Annotated in this window: 18 protein-coding genes; 5 read left to right on the plus strand and 13 right to left on the minus strand. The window is 69.8% G+C overall.

Annotated elements, in window-relative coordinates:
• Positions 1-84: 84 nt before the first annotated feature.
• A complete protein-coding gene (locus JJB11_RS11540) occupies positions 85-594 on the plus strand; it encodes a TRAP transporter small permease (protein ID WP_201170749.1) in 510 nt (169 codons plus the stop codon).
• Complete coding sequence (locus JJB11_RS11545) at positions 587-1,882, plus strand: TRAP transporter large permease (RefSeq protein ID WP_201170751.1); 1,296 nt, start codon at positions 587-589, stop codon at positions 1,880-1,882. The genes JJB11_RS11540 and JJB11_RS11545 overlap by 8 nt, the downstream gene beginning before the upstream one ends.
• A gap of 23 nt (positions 1,883-1,905) precedes the next feature.
• Here the strand turns inward: JJB11_RS11545 and JJB11_RS11550 are convergent, their stop codons facing one another.
• Positions 1,906-2,775 (minus strand): alpha/beta hydrolase, encoded by an 870-nt coding sequence (locus tag JJB11_RS11550; protein ID WP_201170753.1) that lies wholly within the window; start codon positions 2,773-2,775, stop codon positions 1,906-1,908.
• Between the two features lie 143 nt (positions 2,776-2,918).
• Between JJB11_RS11550 and JJB11_RS11555 the strand changes: the two genes are divergently transcribed.
• Both JJB11_RS11555 and JJB11_RS11560 read left to right on the plus strand, forming a co-directional pair.
• Positions 2,919-3,887 (plus strand): TRAP transporter substrate-binding protein, encoded by a 969-nt coding sequence (locus JJB11_RS11555; protein WP_201170755.1) that lies wholly within the window; start codon positions 2,919-2,921, stop codon positions 3,885-3,887.
• Positions 3,888-4,150: 263 nt separating this feature from the next.
• On the plus strand, positions 4,151-4,303 hold the full coding sequence (locus JJB11_RS11560; RefSeq protein ID WP_201170757.1) for a hypothetical protein: 153 nt from the start codon (positions 4,151-4,153) through the stop codon (positions 4,301-4,303).
• Positions 4,304-4,312: 9 nt separating this feature from the next.
• On the opposite strand, the gene JJB11_RS11565 is transcribed toward JJB11_RS11560, so the two are convergent.
• From JJB11_RS11565 to JJB11_RS11620, 12 genes are all read right to left on the minus strand, one after another.
• Positions 4,313-5,380, minus strand: a complete 1,068-nt coding sequence (locus tag JJB11_RS11565; protein WP_201170758.1) for an XdhC family protein — start codon at positions 5,378-5,380, stop codon at positions 4,313-4,315.
• Positions 5,381-5,399: 19 nt separating this feature from the next.
• Positions 5,400-7,535, minus strand: coding sequence for a TonB-dependent receptor family protein (locus tag JJB11_RS11570; protein ID WP_201170759.1), 2,136 nt, complete (start codon positions 7,533-7,535; stop codon positions 5,400-5,402).
• Between the two features lie 55 nt (positions 7,536-7,590).
• Positions 7,591-7,926 (minus strand): c-type cytochrome, encoded by a 336-nt coding sequence (locus JJB11_RS11575; RefSeq protein ID WP_201170760.1) that lies wholly within the window; start codon positions 7,924-7,926, stop codon positions 7,591-7,593.
• Positions 7,923-9,611, minus strand: a complete 1,689-nt coding sequence (locus JJB11_RS11580) for a PQQ-dependent dehydrogenase, methanol/ethanol family (RefSeq protein WP_201170762.1) — start codon at positions 9,609-9,611, stop codon at positions 7,923-7,925. The genes JJB11_RS11575 and JJB11_RS11580 overlap by 4 nt, the downstream gene beginning before the upstream one ends.
• Positions 9,612-9,774: 163 nt before the next feature.
• The gene (locus tag JJB11_RS11585; RefSeq protein ID WP_201170763.1) at positions 9,775-10,587 is read right to left on the minus strand and encodes an ABC transporter permease; all 813 of its coding nucleotides are present in this window, start codon (positions 10,585-10,587) and stop codon (positions 9,775-9,777) included.
• Positions 10,584-11,798, minus strand: coding sequence for a type 1 periplasmic-binding domain-containing protein (locus JJB11_RS11590; RefSeq protein ID WP_201964779.1), 1,215 nt, complete (start codon positions 11,796-11,798; stop codon positions 10,584-10,586). Before JJB11_RS11590 ends, JJB11_RS11585 begins: the two co-directional genes overlap by 4 nt.
• Positions 11,795-12,769, minus strand: coding sequence for a PQQ-dependent catabolism-associated beta-propeller protein (locus JJB11_RS11595; protein ID WP_201170764.1), 975 nt, complete (start codon positions 12,767-12,769; stop codon positions 11,795-11,797). Before JJB11_RS11595 ends, JJB11_RS11590 begins: the two co-directional genes overlap by 4 nt.
• On the minus strand, positions 12,753-13,505 hold the full coding sequence (locus JJB11_RS11600; protein WP_201964780.1) for an ABC transporter ATP-binding protein: 753 nt from the start codon (positions 13,503-13,505) through the stop codon (positions 12,753-12,755). Before JJB11_RS11600 ends, JJB11_RS11595 begins: the two co-directional genes overlap by 17 nt.
• A 20-nt stretch (positions 13,506-13,525) precedes the next feature.
• Positions 13,526-14,521, minus strand: a complete 996-nt coding sequence (locus JJB11_RS11605; RefSeq protein ID WP_201170766.1) for a Bug family tripartite tricarboxylate transporter substrate binding protein — start codon at positions 14,519-14,521, stop codon at positions 13,526-13,528.
• A gap of 8 nt (positions 14,522-14,529) precedes the next feature.
• Positions 14,530-15,117 (minus strand): SRPBCC family protein, encoded by a 588-nt coding sequence (locus JJB11_RS11610; protein ID WP_201170768.1) that lies wholly within the window; start codon positions 15,115-15,117, stop codon positions 14,530-14,532.
• 23 nt (positions 15,118-15,140) lie between these two features.
• The gene (locus JJB11_RS11615; protein ID WP_201170770.1) at positions 15,141-16,319 is read right to left on the minus strand and encodes a vWA domain-containing protein; all 1,179 of its coding nucleotides are present in this window, start codon (positions 16,317-16,319) and stop codon (positions 15,141-15,143) included.
• 18 nt (positions 16,320-16,337) lie between these two features.
• Positions 16,338-17,240 carry an AAA family ATPase gene (locus JJB11_RS11620; RefSeq protein WP_201170773.1) on the minus strand — a complete coding sequence of 301 codons (903 nt, stop codon included), beginning with the start codon at positions 17,238-17,240 and terminating at the stop codon, positions 16,338-16,340.
• A 91-nt stretch (positions 17,241-17,331) separates the two neighbouring features.
• On the opposite strand from JJB11_RS11620, the gene JJB11_RS11625 reads away from it, so the two are divergent.
• Positions 17,332-17,994 carry a hypothetical protein gene (locus tag JJB11_RS11625; RefSeq protein ID WP_201170775.1) on the plus strand — a complete coding sequence of 221 codons (663 nt, stop codon included), beginning with the start codon at positions 17,332-17,334 and terminating at the stop codon, positions 17,992-17,994.
• Positions 17,995-17,996 lie beyond the last annotated feature (2 nt).

Here is a 17,996-nt window from a genome sequence, read left to right on the forward strand (position 1 = left end):
TAGGGTAAATCGCGGCGGCCTGGGCGCGGGCACGCCGCTTGCTGCCCCTACACTTTCGCTCGACTACAACAACGAAAGGCGGACATGCGTCGCTGGCTGGATCTTCTCTACGATGCCTCGGCCTGGCTTGCGGCCCTGGCGATGATCGGCGTGCTCGTCTCGGTGCTCGCCTCCATCGTGAGCCGGCAGCTCGGGTTCAACGTGCCGGGCACCGACGCCTATGCGGGCTACGCGATGGCGGCGGCGGGCTTCCTCGCGCTGGCGCACACCCTGAAGCGCAATGAACACATTCGGGTGACACTGATCCTCGGCCGGCTGCAGGGCGCGAAGCGGCACGCGCTGGAGATGTGGGCCCTGACCGGGGGCCTGCTGCTCGCTGCCCTCTTCGCCTTCTACTCGGTGCGGCTCGCCTGGGTGTCGCACGCGATCAACGACGTCTCCACCGGCAACGACGCCACGCCGCTGTGGATCCCCCAGCTCACGATGGCGCTGGGGACCATCGTGCTGTTCATCGCCTTCGTCGACGAATGGGTGCTGGAACTGCGCGGCCGGCGCCAGGTGGTCGACAGCGAGGAGGCCTTGCACAATGAATGACGTCCTCGTCACCACGCTGCTGATCGTCACGCTCTTCCTGCTCCTGGGCAGCGGCATCTGGATCGGCCTCACGCTGGCCGGCGTCGCCTGGGTGGGCATGCAGCTGTTCTCGTCCCGGCCCGCCGGCGACGCGATGGCCGTCACCGTCTGGGGCGCCGCATCGAGCTGGACGCTCACCGCCCTGCCCCTGTTCATCTGGATGGGCGAGATCCTGTTTCGCACCAAGCTCAGCGAAAGCATGTTCCGCGGGCTCGCGCCCTGGGTGTCACGCCTGCCCGGCCGGCTGCTGCACACGAACGTGATCGGCTGCACCATCTTCGCGGCCGTCTCGGGCTCGTCCGCTGCCACCTGCGCCACGATCGGGAAGATGACGCTGCCCGAGCTCGCGAAGCGCGGCTACCCCGACGACATCACCGTCGGATCGCTCGCGGGTGCGGGCACGCTGGGCCTGCTGATCCCGCCTTCGATCATCATGATCGTGTACGGCGTGACGGCAGACGTGTCCATCGCCCACCTGTTCGTCGCGGGCATCCTTCCCGGCATCGTGCTCGCCGGCCTGTTCTCGCTGTACCTCGGCGTGTGGGCCATGCTGAACAAGGACCGCGTTCCGCCACCCGACCAGGTCCTCAGCTTCGCGCAGAAGCTGGGCGAGTCGCGCCACCTGATCCCGGTGGTGCTGCTGATCGGCGCCGTGCTGGGCTCCATCTACGCCGGCGTCGCCACCGCCACCGAGGCTGCCGCGGTGGGGGTCGTGGGTGCGCTCGTGCTCTCCGGCGTGCAGCGCTCGCTGAACTGGGTGACCTTCCGGGAGTCGCTGCTGGGGGCCACGCGCCTGTACTGCATGATCGCGCTGATCCTCGCGGGCGCGCAGTTCCTCACGCTGTCGATGGGCTATATCGGCCTGCCGCGCCACCTGGCGGAGTTCGTGCGTTCGCTGGGCCTGACGCCCTTCATGCTGATGATCGCGCTGTCGATCTTCTACATCATCCTCGGCTGCTTCCTCGACGGCATCTCGATGGTGGTGCTCACCATGGGCGTGATCCTGCCGACGGTGCAGGCCGCCGGCTTCGACCTGGTGTGGTTCGGCATCTTCATCGTGATCGTCGTCGAGATGGCGCAGATCACGCCGCCGGTGGGCTTCAACCTGTTCGTGCTGCAAGGCATGACGGGCCGGGAGATCACCTGGATCGCCCGCGTCACCATGCCCTTCTTCTTCCTGATGTGCGGGATGGTGCTGCTGCTGTGGTTCGTGCCGCAGCTCGCGACCTGGCTGCCCTCGCACATGTAGCCCGCCGGCGCGGGCCTTTGAGATCACGCCGCCACGCGCACGTCCAGCTGCTGCAGCCAGCTCGCAACCTCGTCGGCGACGAGGCGCGTGCCGGCCGGGATGTCGCCGCCCAGCGAGAGGAGGTGGTCCATGCCGTCCACGATCTTCAGCGTCGCGTCGGGGCGGCCCTGCTGCAGCCAGTGCGCATGCTCCACGGCCAGCTGTGTGTCCGCGGTGCCGTGCACCAGCAGCACCGGCAGCGCGAGGCCGGCGAGCACCTGCGGCGGATCGTGGCGGAACCAGGACATCAGGTAAGGCTGCACCGAAGGGCGGAACAGCAGGATCAGCGCGTCGGGGACGTCGGCCACCGGCTGCTGCGCTTCCAGCGCGCGCAAGGCGCTGACGGCGGGCTGCGCCAGGTCCGGCGGCAGCTGGGCCTCGATCTGCGTGCGCATCAGCGTCGAGGCACGGCTGCCCGCGCCCGCGATGGACACGACGCCTTGCGCATGGGCCTGCGTGGCCGCGAGCGCCGCGACCAGCGCGCCCTCGCTGTGCCCCACCAGGCTGAGCCGCGCGATATGTTCGTCGGCGGCAAGTTGGTGCGCGAGCACCACCGCATCGGCGACCAGATCCTCGAAGCGCAACGCGGATTCGCTCAGGCCCGGATAGGCGCTGCCGCCCACGCCGCGCTTGTCGTAACGCAGGCTCGCCACGCCCCGCCCCGCGAGTTGCTGGGCGAGCCGCTTGAGGTTGTCGATGGGGCCCGGCAGCAGCGCGTTGTTGCCGTCGCGGTCGGTCGGCCCCGAGCCTGCGATCAGCAGCACGCCCGGCCACGGGCCGTCGCCCTCGGGCAGCTCCAGCGTGCCCGAGAGGCAGCCCCAGGACGTGGGCAGGTCGAACGCTTGTGCGGGCATCGACCCACTGTAGCAAACGCCCCTGCGCACTCGCGTCGGACAGCGCAGCAGGTGCACGTGCGCCCCGGGAAAGACCGCATCCGGCGGCGTGGGAATTGCACGTAAGCTCCCCGCATTCCAAAACTCATCCTTCCGGAGCTTTCATGAACGCCAAGTTCGCCCTGGCCGCCGCCGCCCTGCTGCTGGCCGGTTCGGTGTCGGCGCAGACCAAGTGGGACCTGCCCGCCGCCTACCCCGCCAACAACTTCCACACCGAAAACCTCGAGCAGTTCGCGCAGGACGTGGACAAGGCCACCAACGGCAAGCTCAAGATCCAGGTGCACGCGAACGCGTCGCTGTTCAAGGCGCCCGAAATCAAGCGCGCCGTCCAGGGCGGCCAGGCGCAGATCGGCGAGATCCTGCTGGTGAACTTCCAGAACGAATGGCCGATCTTCGGCGCCGACGGCATTCCCTTCCTGGCCGACAGCTACGACGAGTCCATGAAGCTGTGGCGCGCGCAGAAGCCCATGCTGGAGAAGAAGCTGGCCGACCAGGGCCTGATGGTGCTGTACGCGGTGGCATGGCCCCCGCAAGGCATCTACACGAAGCGCACGCTGAATTCCGCGGCCGACATGAAGGGCCTGAAGTGGCGCGCCTACAGCCCCGCGACCGCGCGCATCGCGGAACTGGTGGGCGCGCAGCCGGTGACGGTGCAGCAGGCGGAGCTGTCGCAGGCCATGGCGACCGGCGTGATCGACTCGTACATGTCGTCGGGCGCCACCGGCTACGACACCAAGACCTACGAGTACATCAAGAACTGGTACGACACGCAGGCCTGGCTGCCCAAGAACGCGGTGATCGTGAACAAGGCCGCCTTCGCCGCACTCGACAAGCCGACGCAGGACGCGCTGCTGAAAGCCGGCGCGCAGGCCGAGGCCCGCGGCTGGGCGATGAGCAGGAAGGCGAACACCGAGACGCTGGAGAAGCTGAAGGCCAACGGCATGCAGATCCTGCAGCCGTCCGCGCAGCTCAAGACCGACATGAAGAAGGTCGGCGACCAGATGCTCAAGGAATGGCTGGAGAAGGCCGGGGCGGAAGGCCAGCAGCTGGTCGACAGCTATCGGAAGATGTAAGTCCGTCTCGAACCTGACGCAAGAAGGGCCGCATGCGCGGTCCTTTTTCGTTTGAGCAGGAGAACGCAGAGGGAATACGAAACCCCTTCAAAGGTTTTCTCTGCGTCCTCTGCGTAACCTCTGCGCACTCTGCGTTCCTCTTCCTCGTGCGACTCCCTGGCTCCTACCGGCCCCTCAGAGGGACACGCCTTGCCCGTAAGGCCAATAGCCCACGGCAGCCGGCGGTGGGAAGCTCAGTGCAGAGGGACCCGAAAGGAAGCCAGATGTCCAGAACCTGCATCGTTGCCGCCTTGGCGCTGCTGTTGGCCGCATGCGGCGACATGCCGCCGCCGCGCTCCGACGGCTCGCCGTGCGCCACCTACGGCGAGGCCAGCCAGCAATGCCAGGCGCATCGCTACGCGAGCGCGGGAGGGTAGTGCCGGCGTTCAGCGCCCGCCGGCGACGCCGCACACGACCGTGCCGGGGTCGTTCGCCTGCACTGCCCGCAGGTTCTTCGCTTGCGCGACTTCCATGTCACGCGGCAGGGTGACGCCGTTCTTGACCGCCAGCACTTCGGCCATGATGCTCACCGCGATTTCGGCCGGGGTCTTGCTGCCGATGTAGATGCCGATCGGGCCGCGCAGGCGCTGGAGGTCGGCGGCGGACATCTCGAAGTGTTCCACCATGCGCTCGTGCCGCGCTTCGTTGTTGCGCCGGCTGCCGATCGCACCGACGTAGAACGCGTCCGTCTTCAGCGCCTCCAGCAAAGCCAGGTCGTCGAGCTTCGGGTCGTGCGTCAGCGCGATCACGCAACTGCGCCGGTCCGGCTTGAAGGACAGCACCACGTCGTCGGGCATCTCGCTCACCACGCGCGCGCCGGCGACGCTCCAGGTGCCGCGGTATTCCTCGCGCGGATCGCACACCGTCACGGCGAAGCCGCTGAAGAGCGCCATCGTCGCGAGGTATTCGGTCAGCTGGCCCGCGCCGATCAGGAGCATGCGGTACTCGGGGCCGAAGGTGTTGACCAGCACGCCGCCCGCGAGGCTCAGCTCCTCGGGCGCATGCGCCTCTTGCAGCGCCACGGCGCCGTCGGCGAGGCGCACGGTGCGCCGCATCAGCTTGCCGCTCTCCAGCGCCTGCACGAGTTGCTCCAGCGCCTGCGCGTCGGGGTCGTATTCCAGCAGCAGTTCCAGCGTGCCGCCGCAAGGCAGGCCGAAGCGATGGGCCTCGTCCGCGGTGACGCCGTACTTCACGAAGCCCGGCGCGCCCGAGGGCATCTCGTGGCCCGGCTCCTTGCCGGCATAGGCCTGGGTGTGCCGATAGATCAGGTCGTCCTCGATGCAGCCGCCGGACACGGAGCCGACGACGGCGCCGTCCTCGGCGAGCGCCATGATCGAACCGATCGGCCGCGGCGACGAACCCCAGGTGCGTACCACCGTCGCCAGCAGCGCGCGCTTGCCGGCCCGGCGCCAGTCGCGCAAGGTCCGCAGCACCATCACGTCCAGGTTTTCCATCGCCTCTCCTTTGCGCGCCTCAGAAGGCGTAGACCGCGTTCGCACCCAGCAGGAAGGTGCGGCCGGGCGCCGATTCGAAGTAGCGCCGGTTGCCCTCGTTGACGATCACGGAGCCTACATAGTTCCGGTCTGCGAGGTTGTCCACCCGCAGGAATTCCCGGAAGGTCCAGCGGTCACGCTTCTGCGTCACGCTCAGCCTCAGGTTGAACACCGTCGCGGCTGGCGTGAAGTCGCTGTTGAGATCGTCGACCGCCATCCTGCCGATATAGCGCATCTCCAGCGCGGTCTCCAACCCCCAGGGCTGGTGGGTCCAGGCCACTTCCGCATACGCGGTGGACTGCGGGATGCCGGGCATGCGGTTGCCCGACGCCACCTGGTTGTTGGGCGGCGGGCAGGCCGTGGACACGCAGGTGAAGGGGGTGCGATAGGTGGCATCGAGCCAGGTGTACGCGGCATAGGTGGACCACGCCTGGGCCCAGCGGCCCGTGAGCGCGAGCTCGAGCCCGCGCCGCAGCGTGTCCGAAGCGTTCTGGAAGGTGCTCCGGCCGCCCGAATTGGTGGCGACGACGATCTCGTTGGCCGTGCGGGCCTCGAACAGCGCGGCGTTCACGCGCCAGTCGGTCACGGGCTCCGCCTTCACACCCAGTTCCCATTGCCGGCTGGTGGCAGCCTGCAGGTTCAGGTTCAGTCCCGACTGGCCGTCCGGGCGATAGGCCAGCTCGTTGGAGGTCGGCGTCTCGAAGCCGCGCCCCGCCGAGCCATACACGTTGAGCCGGTCGTTCACGTGCCAGACCAGGCCCAGGGCCGGCGTGGTCGCCGAGTACTGCACGGAGCCGCTGTCGTTGCCGTTGGCGCCGACGATGAAATGGTCCGTCGAATCGAACTTCACCTCGGAATGCCGCACGCCCGCCGTGAGGCTGAAGCGCTCGCTCTCCCAGGCCGCCTGCGCATACTGGTCGAAGCTGCGCACACGGTTGTCCTCGTCGCGGCGCCGCACGCCCATCACGCCCACGGCCGACGGCGTGGCCGGCGGCCCCCAGAAGTTCTGGAAGCCCTGCCGGTGCTCCTGCAGTTCGTCGGACAGGATACCGGCCGTCAACGTGAGCGGGCCGCCGAAGGCGCGCGTCTTCGCGATCCACTGGCCGTCGACGCCGCGGTAGTCGCGATCCAGCGCGATCACGCCGCCCGGGTGCGTGATGGGCGCCTGCACCGCCGTCGGGATCGCCTGGAACTGCTCGGTGCTGCGCTGGCCGCCCCAGGTGGTGAGCCGGAGCGAGTGCACGTCGTTCAGGCGCTGTTCGATGATCGCGCCCACCTGCTGCTGGTTGACCGACTTGCGCGTATTGAACTGCAGCGCGGCAGGACTGGCCTGCCTCGGATTGGCCTGCCACTCCGCGCGCGTGAGGCCCAGCGGGTCCTGCACCTGCGGCATGTCGATGGCGTTGGCCACGAACGTGACGCGCGTGTCGCGCGCCAGCTGCCAGCGCGCCTTGCCGTTGAAGCCGGTGCGCTCGGCGGCGCTGTGGTCGCGGAAGCCATCGGTCTGGAAGTGCACCGCGTCGAGGTTCCAGTTCCATTCGCCGACGTCGCCGGCGAAGCGCAGGTTCTCGCGCTGCACGCCGTCGCTGCCGAAGGCGGCACCGGCCTCGGCCTGCAGGCCGGGCAGGCCGTCGGCCGTGAACAGGCTGATCACGCCGCCGGAGGAATTGCCGTACAGCGACGAGAACGGTCCGCGCAGCACTTCCAGCCGCCCGGCGGAGGACAGGTCGAAGTGCGAGACCTGCCCCTGCCCGTCCGGCATGGTGGCGGGGATGCCATCGGAGTACAGGCGGATGCCGCGCACGCCGAAGGTGGAACGCGCGCCGTAGCCGCGCACCGAGATCTGCAGGTCCTGCGCGTAGTTCTGGCGATTGAGCGCCACCACGCCAGGAACGCGCGCGAGCGGCTCGGACAGGTTCACCTGCAACTGCGCGTTGCGCATCTGCTCGCCCGTGACCACGTCCACCGACGCCGGCGTGTCGAAGGCCTGCTGCGCGACGCCCGGCGTGGGCGTGACCACGATGGGCCGCAACGTCGCCTCGGTGCCACCGTTCGTTTGCGCGGCAGCGTGCAAGGCTGCGAGCGCGGTGGCGGCCAGCCAGGCCGGCTTCTTCATGCTGTCTCCTCTTCCTACTTTGTGCCCGGATGGTAGCGAGGAATGGCAGCGCCGCTCACTTCCCTGCCATCACGTAGGTCCACAACGATTCAATGTCCTCCGGCTTGAGGATGCTGCCCCAGGCCGGCATGGCACCCAGGCCCTGCGTGACGGAGTGCTCGAAGCGCGCGTGTTCGTCCGGCCCGAGCGTGCGCAGGTCGAAGGCGGCGCCCGAGTTCACCATGTTGATCCCGTGGCAGCGCGCGCAGTAGCTGTTGTACAGCTGCTTGCCGCGCTCGGGCGACGGCGCGGGCGAAGCGGGCTGCGCCGCCGCGACGGCCAGGCCCGCCAGCCAGGCCGTAGCGACGAGTCCGGCGGCCGCGGCCGCGGCTTGCCGGATGCGGTGCCTCATTGCAGCGCGAAGGTCCACAGGGACGAACCCGGGACCACGTTCGCGAGCTCCGGGTCCCCGGCGAGCGCGCCGTACACCGTGGCCGCGCCGCTGGTGACCGTCACGTACTGCTTGCCATTGCGCTCCCACACGATCGGCAGGCCGCTGATGCCCGAGCCGGTCTGGAACTGCCACAGCTTCTTGCCCGTCTTCGCGTCGAAGGCCATGAACTCGCCCGTCTGGGCGCCGGTGAACACGAGGCCGCCGGCCGTGGAGACCACCCCGGCCCAGTAGGGCGCCTTGCTGGGCGCTTCCCACAGCTTCTTGCCGGTGGCCGGATCCCACGCGACCAGGGCGCCGCGCATGCCGTCCTCGGGCGGAACGAAGCCTTCCAGCTCCAGGCCCAGGTACCAGGTCGGCTGCGGCGGCCGTGGCTGCTGCACGTACTTCACCTTCATGCCCAGGTTCAGCGTGTTGAAGTAGGCGACGCGCCGCTGCGGGTCGAAGCTCATGGGCATCCAGTTCTTGCCGCCGAAGGCGCTGGGCCACACCTCCACCGCGCTCGTCATCTGCTCGGTCTTGCGGACCATGGCCGTGAGCTCGGTGTCGATCGGCCGGCCGGTCGCCATGTCGACGCCCTTGGCCCAGGTCATCTTGCGCACGAAGGGCGTCGCGGACAGCAGCTTGCCGTTGGTGCGATCGAGCACGTAGAAGAAGCCGTTGCGGTTGGCCTGCATCAGCACCTTGGTGGGGCGTCCCCCCATGGGCAGTTCGCCGAGCACGAGCTCGTTGGTGCCGTCGTAGTCGTAGGGATCGCCGGGAGAGAACTGGTAGTGCCAGACGATCTCGCCGGTGGACGGACGCAGCGCGAGCACGGAGCCGATGTACAGCGAGTCGCCGCCGCGCGCGGCAGCATTCCACGGACTGCCGTTGCCGGTGCCCCAGTACACGAGGTCCAGGTCCGGGTCGTAGGTTCCGGTGAGCCAGGTGGTGGCGCCACCGGTCTCGTACTTGCCGGGCCCCCAGGTGTCGCCGCCCTTCTCGCCCGGTGCCGCCGTGGTCCAGCGGTGCCACTTCTGCTCGCCGGTCTTCAGGTCCCAGGCATCGAGGAAGCCCCGCGCCCCGTACTCGCCGCCCGAGATGCCCGTGATCAGCACGTTGCCCGCGATCAGCGGTGCGTGCGTCATGCTGTAGCCGTTGTGGTAGTCGGCCGCCTGCTTCGTCCACACCACCTTGCCGTCGGCCGCATTGAGCGCCACGACGTGCGCGTCGATAGTGGTCCGGTACAGCACCCCATCCAGCATCGCCATGCCCCGGCTCTGGATGCCGCAGCACAGGTAGGCGTTGATGTCGGCGGGCAGCTTGACCGGCGTGCGCCACATCTGCCTGCCGGTGAGCGCGTCGACGGCCACGGTGGCGTCGTGCAGGGAGATGTACATCGTGCCGTTCACCAGCAGCGGCTGCGTCGATGCGTTCGCCGAGTGGTTCAGGCTGAGGTTCCACACGGGCACGAGGCGCTGCACGTTCTCCGTGTTGATCTGGCGCAGGGGCGAGTAGCGCTGTTGCGACCAGCCCATGCCGTATGTGGCGATGTTGCCGGCCTGCGTCCCGTCCTTGCGCAGGTCGTCGATGGATTGCGCGGCGGCACCCGCCGCAACTGCGCACAGGGCCAGGGCCAGTGCACAGGTAAAGCCTGGGTATCTCATGGAGCCTCCCGAGGGTTTGGGGTCGACCGCGCCGATCGCCCGGTCCGCGCCCATTCTTGGAGGCGAGTTCCGCGCGCGGCTTGGGTCAAACCCGCAGACGCGGGCTCATTCGCCGGAATTTCTCAAAATGGAACACGCTGTCCCGCAAGCGGACAGCGCGGACTCAGGCGGCTGCGGGCGGCCCGCGCTTCTGCGCCCCCCGCTGCGGGTCGTAGCCCCAGAGCGCGAGCAGGAAGAACCCGACGGCGCAGCCGGCGACGATCGCGAGGCTGTCCCATTGCCACTGGCCGTACAGCGCGAAGCGCATCGCCTCCACCGCATGCGTGAACGGGTTGAAGCGGGCGATGTCGTGCACCAGCCAGGCGCCCGACTCCTGCAGCTTCCACAGCGGATAGAGCGCGGTGCTCAGGAAGAACATGGGGAAGATCACGAAGTTCATCGTGCCCGCGAAGTTCTCCAGCTGCTTCACGTACACCGACAGCACCAACCCGAGCGCGCCCAGCATCAGCGCGGAGAGGAGGAACACCGGCAGCGCCATGGGCACGAAGCGCCACTCCAGGTCGATGCGGAAGATCCACGCGGCCAGCAGGAAGGCGAGCATCTGCGCGAGCGACAGCGTGGCGCCGCCCAGCAGCTTGCAGGCCAGGATCCACCAGCGGGGCAGCGGCGCGGTGAGCAGCAGGCGCATCACGCCCATCTCGCGGTCGTACACCATGGCGAGCGAACTCTGCATGCCGTTGAACAGGGCGACCATGCCCAGCAACCCGGGCGCGAGGTACACGCGGTATTCGATGTAGGTCTCGTAGGGCGGCACGATCGCGACGCCGAACACGTTCTGGAAACCGGCGGCGAACACCAGCAGCCAGAGCAGCGGCCGCACCAGCGCCGACATCAGCCGCCCCGGCTGGCGCGCGAAGCTGTGGATCTCGCGGCCGGCGACGGCACGCAGTGCGCGCAGGGCGTGGGCGGCTTTCATCGCGCCTTGCAGCCCGTCTCGGGCAGGTCGTAGCCCAGCGTGTCGAGCGTGCTGCGCGGATGCAGGAAGCCCTCCAGCGGCGCGACGTCGGCGACGCCGTTGCCGTAGGCGAGCAGCATGGGCTGGCGCAGTTGCCCGTCCCACGCGCGGAAACTCAGGCGCTGCCCCTTGTAGCCGTCCACCGTGACGGCCCCCTGGCGCAGCGCCTGCAGCTGTTGCGGGACGCCCGCCTTGTCGTAAGCGGAGGCGACCTCGGCCGCCGCGCGCGCTGCGATCCACATCGCCCAGTCGTAGCTGCCCATCGCCCGGCCGGCCTTGCGCAGGAAGCGGCGCGTGAGCTGCGGCGCCCCGTCGCGTTCCCACAGCGGGTCCCAGGCTTGCGCGGTGATTCCGTTGCTGCCCAGCACGGGCCGCGGCAGCACCGTGCGGTACGGCACGTCGCGCGCGAACTCGCCCTGCGCGTCCAGTACCACCACTGCGTCGTAATCGCGGTCGCTGGTGAGCAGGCGCACGTTGCCCAGGTCCCGCTCGCGCGGGTCGTTGGACAGCTTGAAGGGATGCTCCGCCTGCGGCCGCAGGCCGAAGCGGTGCGCCGACCGCTGCCACGCCGCATGCAGCAGGCCATCGCCCGGCGTCGGCCCGAACAGCACAAGCGGGCGGTTCCACTTGCGCGCGACCAGCAGCTGCGCGATGGCGTCCATCTGCATCGCCCGGCTGGGCAGCGTGTGCAGCAGCCAGGGCGCGCACTGCGCGGCCCGCAAGGCGTCCTCGGGCGCGGCGGTGTTGAACAGCATCACGTCCTTGCCGGCGGCCGCGGCGCTCACGGCGGCGACGCCGGCCGCCGGCAGTTCGAGCAGCACGTGGCGGACCCCCTGGCGCAGCAACTGCTGCAAGGCGGCCGGCAGGCCGGCGGCGTCGGGCGCTTCGACCGGGAGCAGGTGCGCGGACGTCCAGCCCGCCATCTGCAGGGTGATCGCGCTGTCGTTCAGCGCGATCTGCGCGGCGGGCTCGGAGCGGCCGGAGGGCGCGTCGGGATAGCCCTTCTGCAGCACCGACGCGCTGTAGCGGTCGTCATCGGCCTGCGTGATCAGGCCCAGGGACAGGGCGTGCGGCGGCTGCGCCAGCGCGCTGCGTGCAGCGACGGCGGCGAGGGAGGACAGGAGAAGGGAGCGGCGTCGCATCGCGCCTTCGGGCGGCCGGGCGGCGCTCATTCGTCCACCACCACCGTGTGGGGAACCCGCCCCACCCGGAGGGTGCGAATGCCTTTCATGGCGGCGGTGTCGACGACTGTCAGGTCGTCGGACAGGCCGTTGGCCACGTACAGCCGGCTGCCGTCGCGCGAGACTGCGAGGCCCCAGGCCCGGCGGCCCACGAGCACGTAGCCCTTGACCTTGTGGGTCGCGGTGTCGACGACGGCCACATGGTTGGCGCGGCCGAGCCCCACGTAGGCTGTCTTGCCGTCAGGCGACAAGGCCATGCCCACCGGCGTGACGTCTTCGCTGCGCATGCCCGGGGGCAGGAAATCGATGCGGCCCTGCACGGTGTGGTCGGCGACGCGGATCAGGCTCACGCCGCCATCGAGCTCGTTGGTGACCCACAGCTCGCCGCCCACCAGCAGCAGGCGGCGCGGCCGCTTGCCGACCGCGATGTTCTTGACGATCTTGCGGCCGGCCACGTCGATGACGTGCACGACGCCGGCGACCTCGGAGGTCACGTACACCAGCTTGCCGTCGGGGCTGACCTTCACGCCCTCCGGCTCGCCACCCACGTGCACCGAGAACGCCTTCTTGCGGCCCGCGAGGTCGTAGGCCGTGAGCGCGGAGTCCTCCTCGTTCGAGGCGTAGAGCATGCGGCCGTCCGGACTCAGGTCGAACATCTCCGGGTCTTCTCCGACGTCGAGCCGCGCCACCACCTTGTTCGCCGCCACGTCCCACACGGCGACCGCCTGGTCGTTGCCGCAGGCGATGTACAGCAGCTTGCGGTCCGGCGACAGCTGCATGTGGCGGGGCCGTTTGCAGACGACCGGCGAAGCCGTCACTTCCAGCTTCGCGGCATCGACGATCGCGATCGCGTTGTCCTTCTCCGAGGAGACGAAGAGCCGTCCCCCGACCGCCGCATGCGCCGCGCCGGCCAGGCAAGCCAGCGCCAGTGCCAGTGCCGCGCACTCAAGCCGCCATCGCATTTTTCTGTCCTCCCGTGAGTTTCAGGAACGCGCCCTGCAGGGTGGGCACGCCTTCCTGCGCGCACAGCGCGCGCGCCTCGCCGTCCCACAGCACGTGTCCCTTGTGCAGCACGATCACGCGCTGCGCCCGCTCCGCCTCGTCGACGAGGTGCGTGGCCCACAGCACGCCCAGGCCGTGCTCGCTGCGCGCCTGCAGCACGTCTTCCAGCAACTGCGCGCGCGACCCCGGGTCCAGCCCCACCGTCGCCTCGTCCATCAGCAACAGGCGCGGCTCGTGGATCAGGGCGCGCACGAGTTCCACCTTGCGCCGGTTGCCGCCGGAGAGTTCGCGCCCCGGCTTGCGCGCGAGGTCCGCGAGCCCGAAGCGCGCGAGCAGCGCCTCGATGCGCGGTCGCGAGACCGCGCCGGGCAGCCCATGCAGGTCCGCGTGGAAGCGCAGGCTGGCCCGCACCGACAGGTTCAGGTCCAGCGCGGGCTGCTGGAACACGACCCCGAGCCGCGACAGCGCCCGCACCGGTTCGCGCCGCATGTCCGCGCCCAGCACTTCCACGCTGCCGCTGTCGGCGACGAACAGGCCGGTGAGCAGCTGGAACAGCGTGGACTTGCCCGCGCCGTTCGGGCCCAGCAGCGCGACCATCTCGCCCGCAGCGACGGCGAGCGACACCCGGTCCAGCGCCTGCGTGCGCCCATAGCGCTTGGAAACCTCGTGGCAGCGCAGGACCGGTGCGCTGTTCATCGCTGCTGCGTCGTCGCCGCTCATTCGGTGCGCGGCCCCAGGCCCAGCCGCGCGAGCAGCACGCGCTCGCGCGCGGTCGCTGCCTGCACGAAGCGGCCGTAGTCGGCGGTGTCCAGGTATTCGGGGTCCATGTCGTACTTGGCGAGCTCCCGCAGGTGGCGCGGGTCAAACAGGGCGAGCTTGAAGGCATCGTGCAGCTTGCGGACCACCGCCGGGTCGCCGCCCGCGGGCATGCCGATGCCGTAGGGCGAGGTGTAGACGGAATCGGTGTAGCCCAGCTCGCGCATGGTCGGCACGTCGGGCCAGCGCTTGCTGCGTTCGGCGTCGAAGTTCGCCAGCAGCCGCAGCTTGCCGAGCTCCACGTAGGGCGCGAAGCCGGTCGAGTTGACGCCCACCATCAACACCTTGTTGGCGACGGCGAGCATCTGGTCCGCCGTCCCCTTGTACGGCACATGGATGTACTGCACGCCTTCGCGCGACAGAACATCTTCCATCGCGATGTGCGCGGTGCTGCCGACGCCAGTCGATCCGACCGTGAGCTGGCCCGGGTGGGCGCGGCCCCAGGCCACGAGGTCGGCGATGCTGCGGAACGGGCTGTCCGCCGGCACCACGATGCCGAAGGTGACGCCGGAGATCTGGATGATGGGCGTGATGTCGCGCAGCGGGTCCCAGCTCAGCTTGCGCTGCAGCGGCGCGCGGTACAAGGTGAGCGGAAGCTGCCCGATCACGTAGCCGTCGGGCGCCGCGTTGTGCAGGGCCGGACCGACCATGGTGCCCGCCGCGCCCGGCCGGTTGTCGACCACCACCGGCACACCGAGGCGCTGCCCGGCGAGTTCCGCCAGGATGCGCATCGTGATGTCGGTCTGGCCGCCCGCGGGCCAGGGCACGATCAGGTTGATCGGGTGCGCGGGATAGCTCGCCTGCTGGGCAAAGGCGAAGGCGGGCAGCGCAAGCAGGCTCGCCGACGTGCCCAGCACGACGCGACGGGTCCAGCGGGTGCTGCGCAGTGCGGCCATCGTTCTCCTCAGCGTGCCAGCAGGAGCAGCCCGAGCACCACTACCACCGCGAAAGCGATCCACACCCACACGGGGATGCCCTTCGCCGGCTCGGCCGCGGGCGCCTGCAGCGGCGGCAACGCGGCCTCGGCGGCGGTGGCTTCGGGATAGCGGCGCTGCATCTCCTCGTCGAAGCGGCGGAAGAAGTCTTCCGCCATCGAGCGGGCGACACCGTCCACCAGGCGCTGGCCCACCTGCGCGATCTTGCCGCCGACCTGCGCCTGCGCGGTGTATGCCAGTTCGCAACCGGCGCCCTCGGCCGCGGGCGAGAGGTTCACCTTGGCCGTGCCCTTGCCGAAGCCCGCGGCGCCGCCCTGCCCCTCGAAGGCCAGCGTGTAGCTGTTGGGCGGCATCACGTCGACGAGGTTGATCTTCCCGGCGAAGCGCGCGGACACCGGCCCGATCTTCACCGCCATGCCGATCGCGTACTGGTTCTCGCCCGTGGGCTCCACCTTGTCGCAACCGGGGATGCAGGTCTTGAGTACCTCCGGGTCGTTGAGCGCGTCCCAGGCCTGTTGTTGCGTGACCGCCAGGTGGCGGCTGCCTTGCATGTCCATGTTCCTGCCTTCCTTCCCTCGTTTTACTTGTCGAGCAGCGCGGCGAGGCTGAGTGCCAGATCCTGCAGCTTGGCCAGGTTGTGCACGGCGAGCATCGCATCGGCATGACGATGCAGCACGGCCGCGCCGCGCGCCAGGGGAGCATAGCCCTCGAAGCGCAGGAGCGGGTTGAGCCAGAGCAGGCGGCGACAGCGATGCGTCAGCCAGTCCAGTTCACGGTCGAGCTCTTCCGGCTCGCCGGTGTCCAGCCCGTCACTGATCACCAGCACCAGGCTGCGCCGGCCGACGAGCCGCCGCGCATGCCGTTGCCGCAGCGTGGCGAGCGAGGCGCCGAGGCGCGTGCCGCCGGCGAAGTCGTCGATGGCCGCGCTCGCCGCCGCGAGCATCGCGTCGGTGTCGGCGAGGCGAAAGGCCGGCGTGAGGTCGGTGAGATGCGTGCCGAACGCGAACACGTCGCGCCGGCGGTGCGCACGCGTGGCTGCGTGGAGGAACGCCAGCAGCAACCGCGCGTAGCGCTCCATCGACCCGGAGATGTCCACCAGCACGAGCAAGGGCAGCGGCGCGCGCCGGCGCTGCAGCCGGCGCAGCACCAGCAGCTCGCCGCCCGTGTGGCCCGCATGGCGCAGCGTGCGCGACCAGTGCAGCTGGGTGCCGCGCGTGCCGGGACGCGTGCGCCGCAGCTCGATCTCCGGCACCGGCAGCGCGATCTCGCGCGCGAGCCGCTCGACCAGCCGGAACTCGCTGGCCGTGAGCGCGTTGAAGTCGGCGTGCTTCAGGCGAGCGAGGTCGCTGGCGGTCATGGCCGCGTCGAACTCGATCTCCTGGTCCGGCTTGCGCTGTGCGTCGCCGAAGCGCTTCTGCGGCGACAGCGCCTCGCTCACGCGCGGCCGCTTGGACGGCTCGCTGCGGCCCTGTGCGGTGGGCAGCATCTGCCCGAGCAGCTTGTGCGCGACTTCCGGGTCGCGGAAGAAGGCGTCGAACAGTTCGCGGAAGATGGTGCGCTCGTCCTCGCGGCTCACCAGCACAGCCTCCATCGCGGCGGACAGGTCGTCCTTGCGGCCGACGCCGACCAGCTGCGCGGCTTCCTGCGCCAGCGCGATGCGCGCGCTGTCCACGCGCAGCCCGGCGCGGCGCAGGGCGCGACCGAAGCCGGCGATGTTGTCGGCCAGCTTGCCCCTGCGTGCGTCCCCGAGGGTGGCCATGGTCGAAGGCCGGCGGCCTCAGGCCGCCTGCGGCTCCGGCTTGAGCAGCTCGGTCGCGAGTTCGTGGGTGAGCGCCGCCACGTCCTCGCGCTGCTTGAACAGGATGCCGGCGGTGTCGGTGACGACTTCCGGGTCGAGCGCCAGCGTGTCGAGCGCCACCAGCGCCTTGGCCCATTCCACGCTCTCGGCGATCCCGGGCGCGCGCTGGAACGCGTTCGCAAAAGGCTGGCTGCGCAGCCGGCCGACGAAGGCCGCGACCTGCTGCGACAAGGCCTCGCTCGCCTCGGGCACGCGCGCGCGCACGATGGCGAGCTCGCGTTCGCGATCCGGGTAGTCCAGCCAGTGATAGAGGCAACGCCGCTTCACCGCGTCGTTCAGCTCGCGCGTGCGGTTGCTGGTGAGGATGGTCACCGGCGTGGCGCGCGCCTGGATCGTGCCGATCTCCGGGATGCTCACCTGGTACTCGCCCAGGTACTCCAGCAGGAAGGCCTCGAACGGTTCGTCGGCGCGATCCACTTCGTCGATCAGCAGCACGGCGCCGGGCTCGGGCGCCTGCAGCGCCTGCAGCAGCGGCCGGCGAATCAGGTAGCGGTCCTGGTAGACCTCGCGCTCGATCTGGTCCGCGCTCTCGCGCCCTTCGACCGCGCGCATGTGCAGCAGCTGCGCGGCGTAGTTCCATTCGTAGAGCGCCTCGCGCAGCTCGAGACCGTCGTAGCACTGCAAGCGGATCAGGGACCGCTGCAAGGCGGTCGCGAGCGATTTGGCCAGCTCCGTCTTGCCTACGCCGGGCTCGCCTTCCAGCAGCAGCGGACGCTGCAGGCGCAGGGCCAGGTAGACAGCGGTGGCGAGCCGGCGTTCCGCGTAGTAGCCGGCAGCCTGCAGCCCCTGCTGCAGCGCCTCGATGGAGGGAAAAGCGGTCATGCGGCTATTGTCCCCCTGCGCGCTCCGGCGCAGGGCTTGGCGGGTGGGGACGACCCGGCGATGATCCGGGTGAACGAGGAAGAGGGGCTCCATGCCGGAACAAGACCGCACGGCGCGAACGCGTCTCCTGAGCCCCGTCGACCGCATCTCGGAGGTGCTGTTCGGGCTGATCATGGCCGTGACCATCGTCGGTTCGCTGTCGGTCGCGACGGCGGGAAGGCAGGATGCGCGACTCGCCATGGCCGCGGCCCTGGGCTGCAACATTGCCTGGGGCCTGGTCGACGCCGTCATGTTCCTCGTGCGCACGCTCACCGAGCGCAGCCGCATGCGCAGCCTGGCGCGCCAGGTCCTCGCCGCCACCGATGCGGAGTCGGCGCGCCACTTCATGCAGCAGGCGCTGCCCGGCGAGCTCGTGGCGCTGGCGGGCCCGCAGGAGCTGGAGGCAATGCGCCAGCGCCTGCTGGCCGCGCCGCCGGCGGCAGGCGCCGTGCTGCGGGCCGCCGACTATGGCGGGGCGTTCGCGATCTTCCTGCTGGTGGTGGTCGCCACCCTGCCCGTCGTCCTGCCGTTCGCGATGCTGCACGACCTGGATGCGGCGATGCAGATGTCGCGCATCGTGGCGCTGGCGATGCTGTTCCTCTCCGGCGCCGCCCTCGGCCGGTATGCAGGCCACGCGAGTCCGGCCCACACCGGCCTCGCGATGGCGGTCTTCGGCGCGGTGCTGATCCTGGCCGTGATCGCCCTCGGAGGCTGACA

The sequence above is a fragment of the Ramlibacter ginsenosidimutans genome (assembly GCF_016654015.1).
Classification (GTDB): Bacteria; Pseudomonadota; Gammaproteobacteria; order Burkholderiales; family Burkholderiaceae_C; genus Ramlibacter; species Ramlibacter ginsenosidimutans.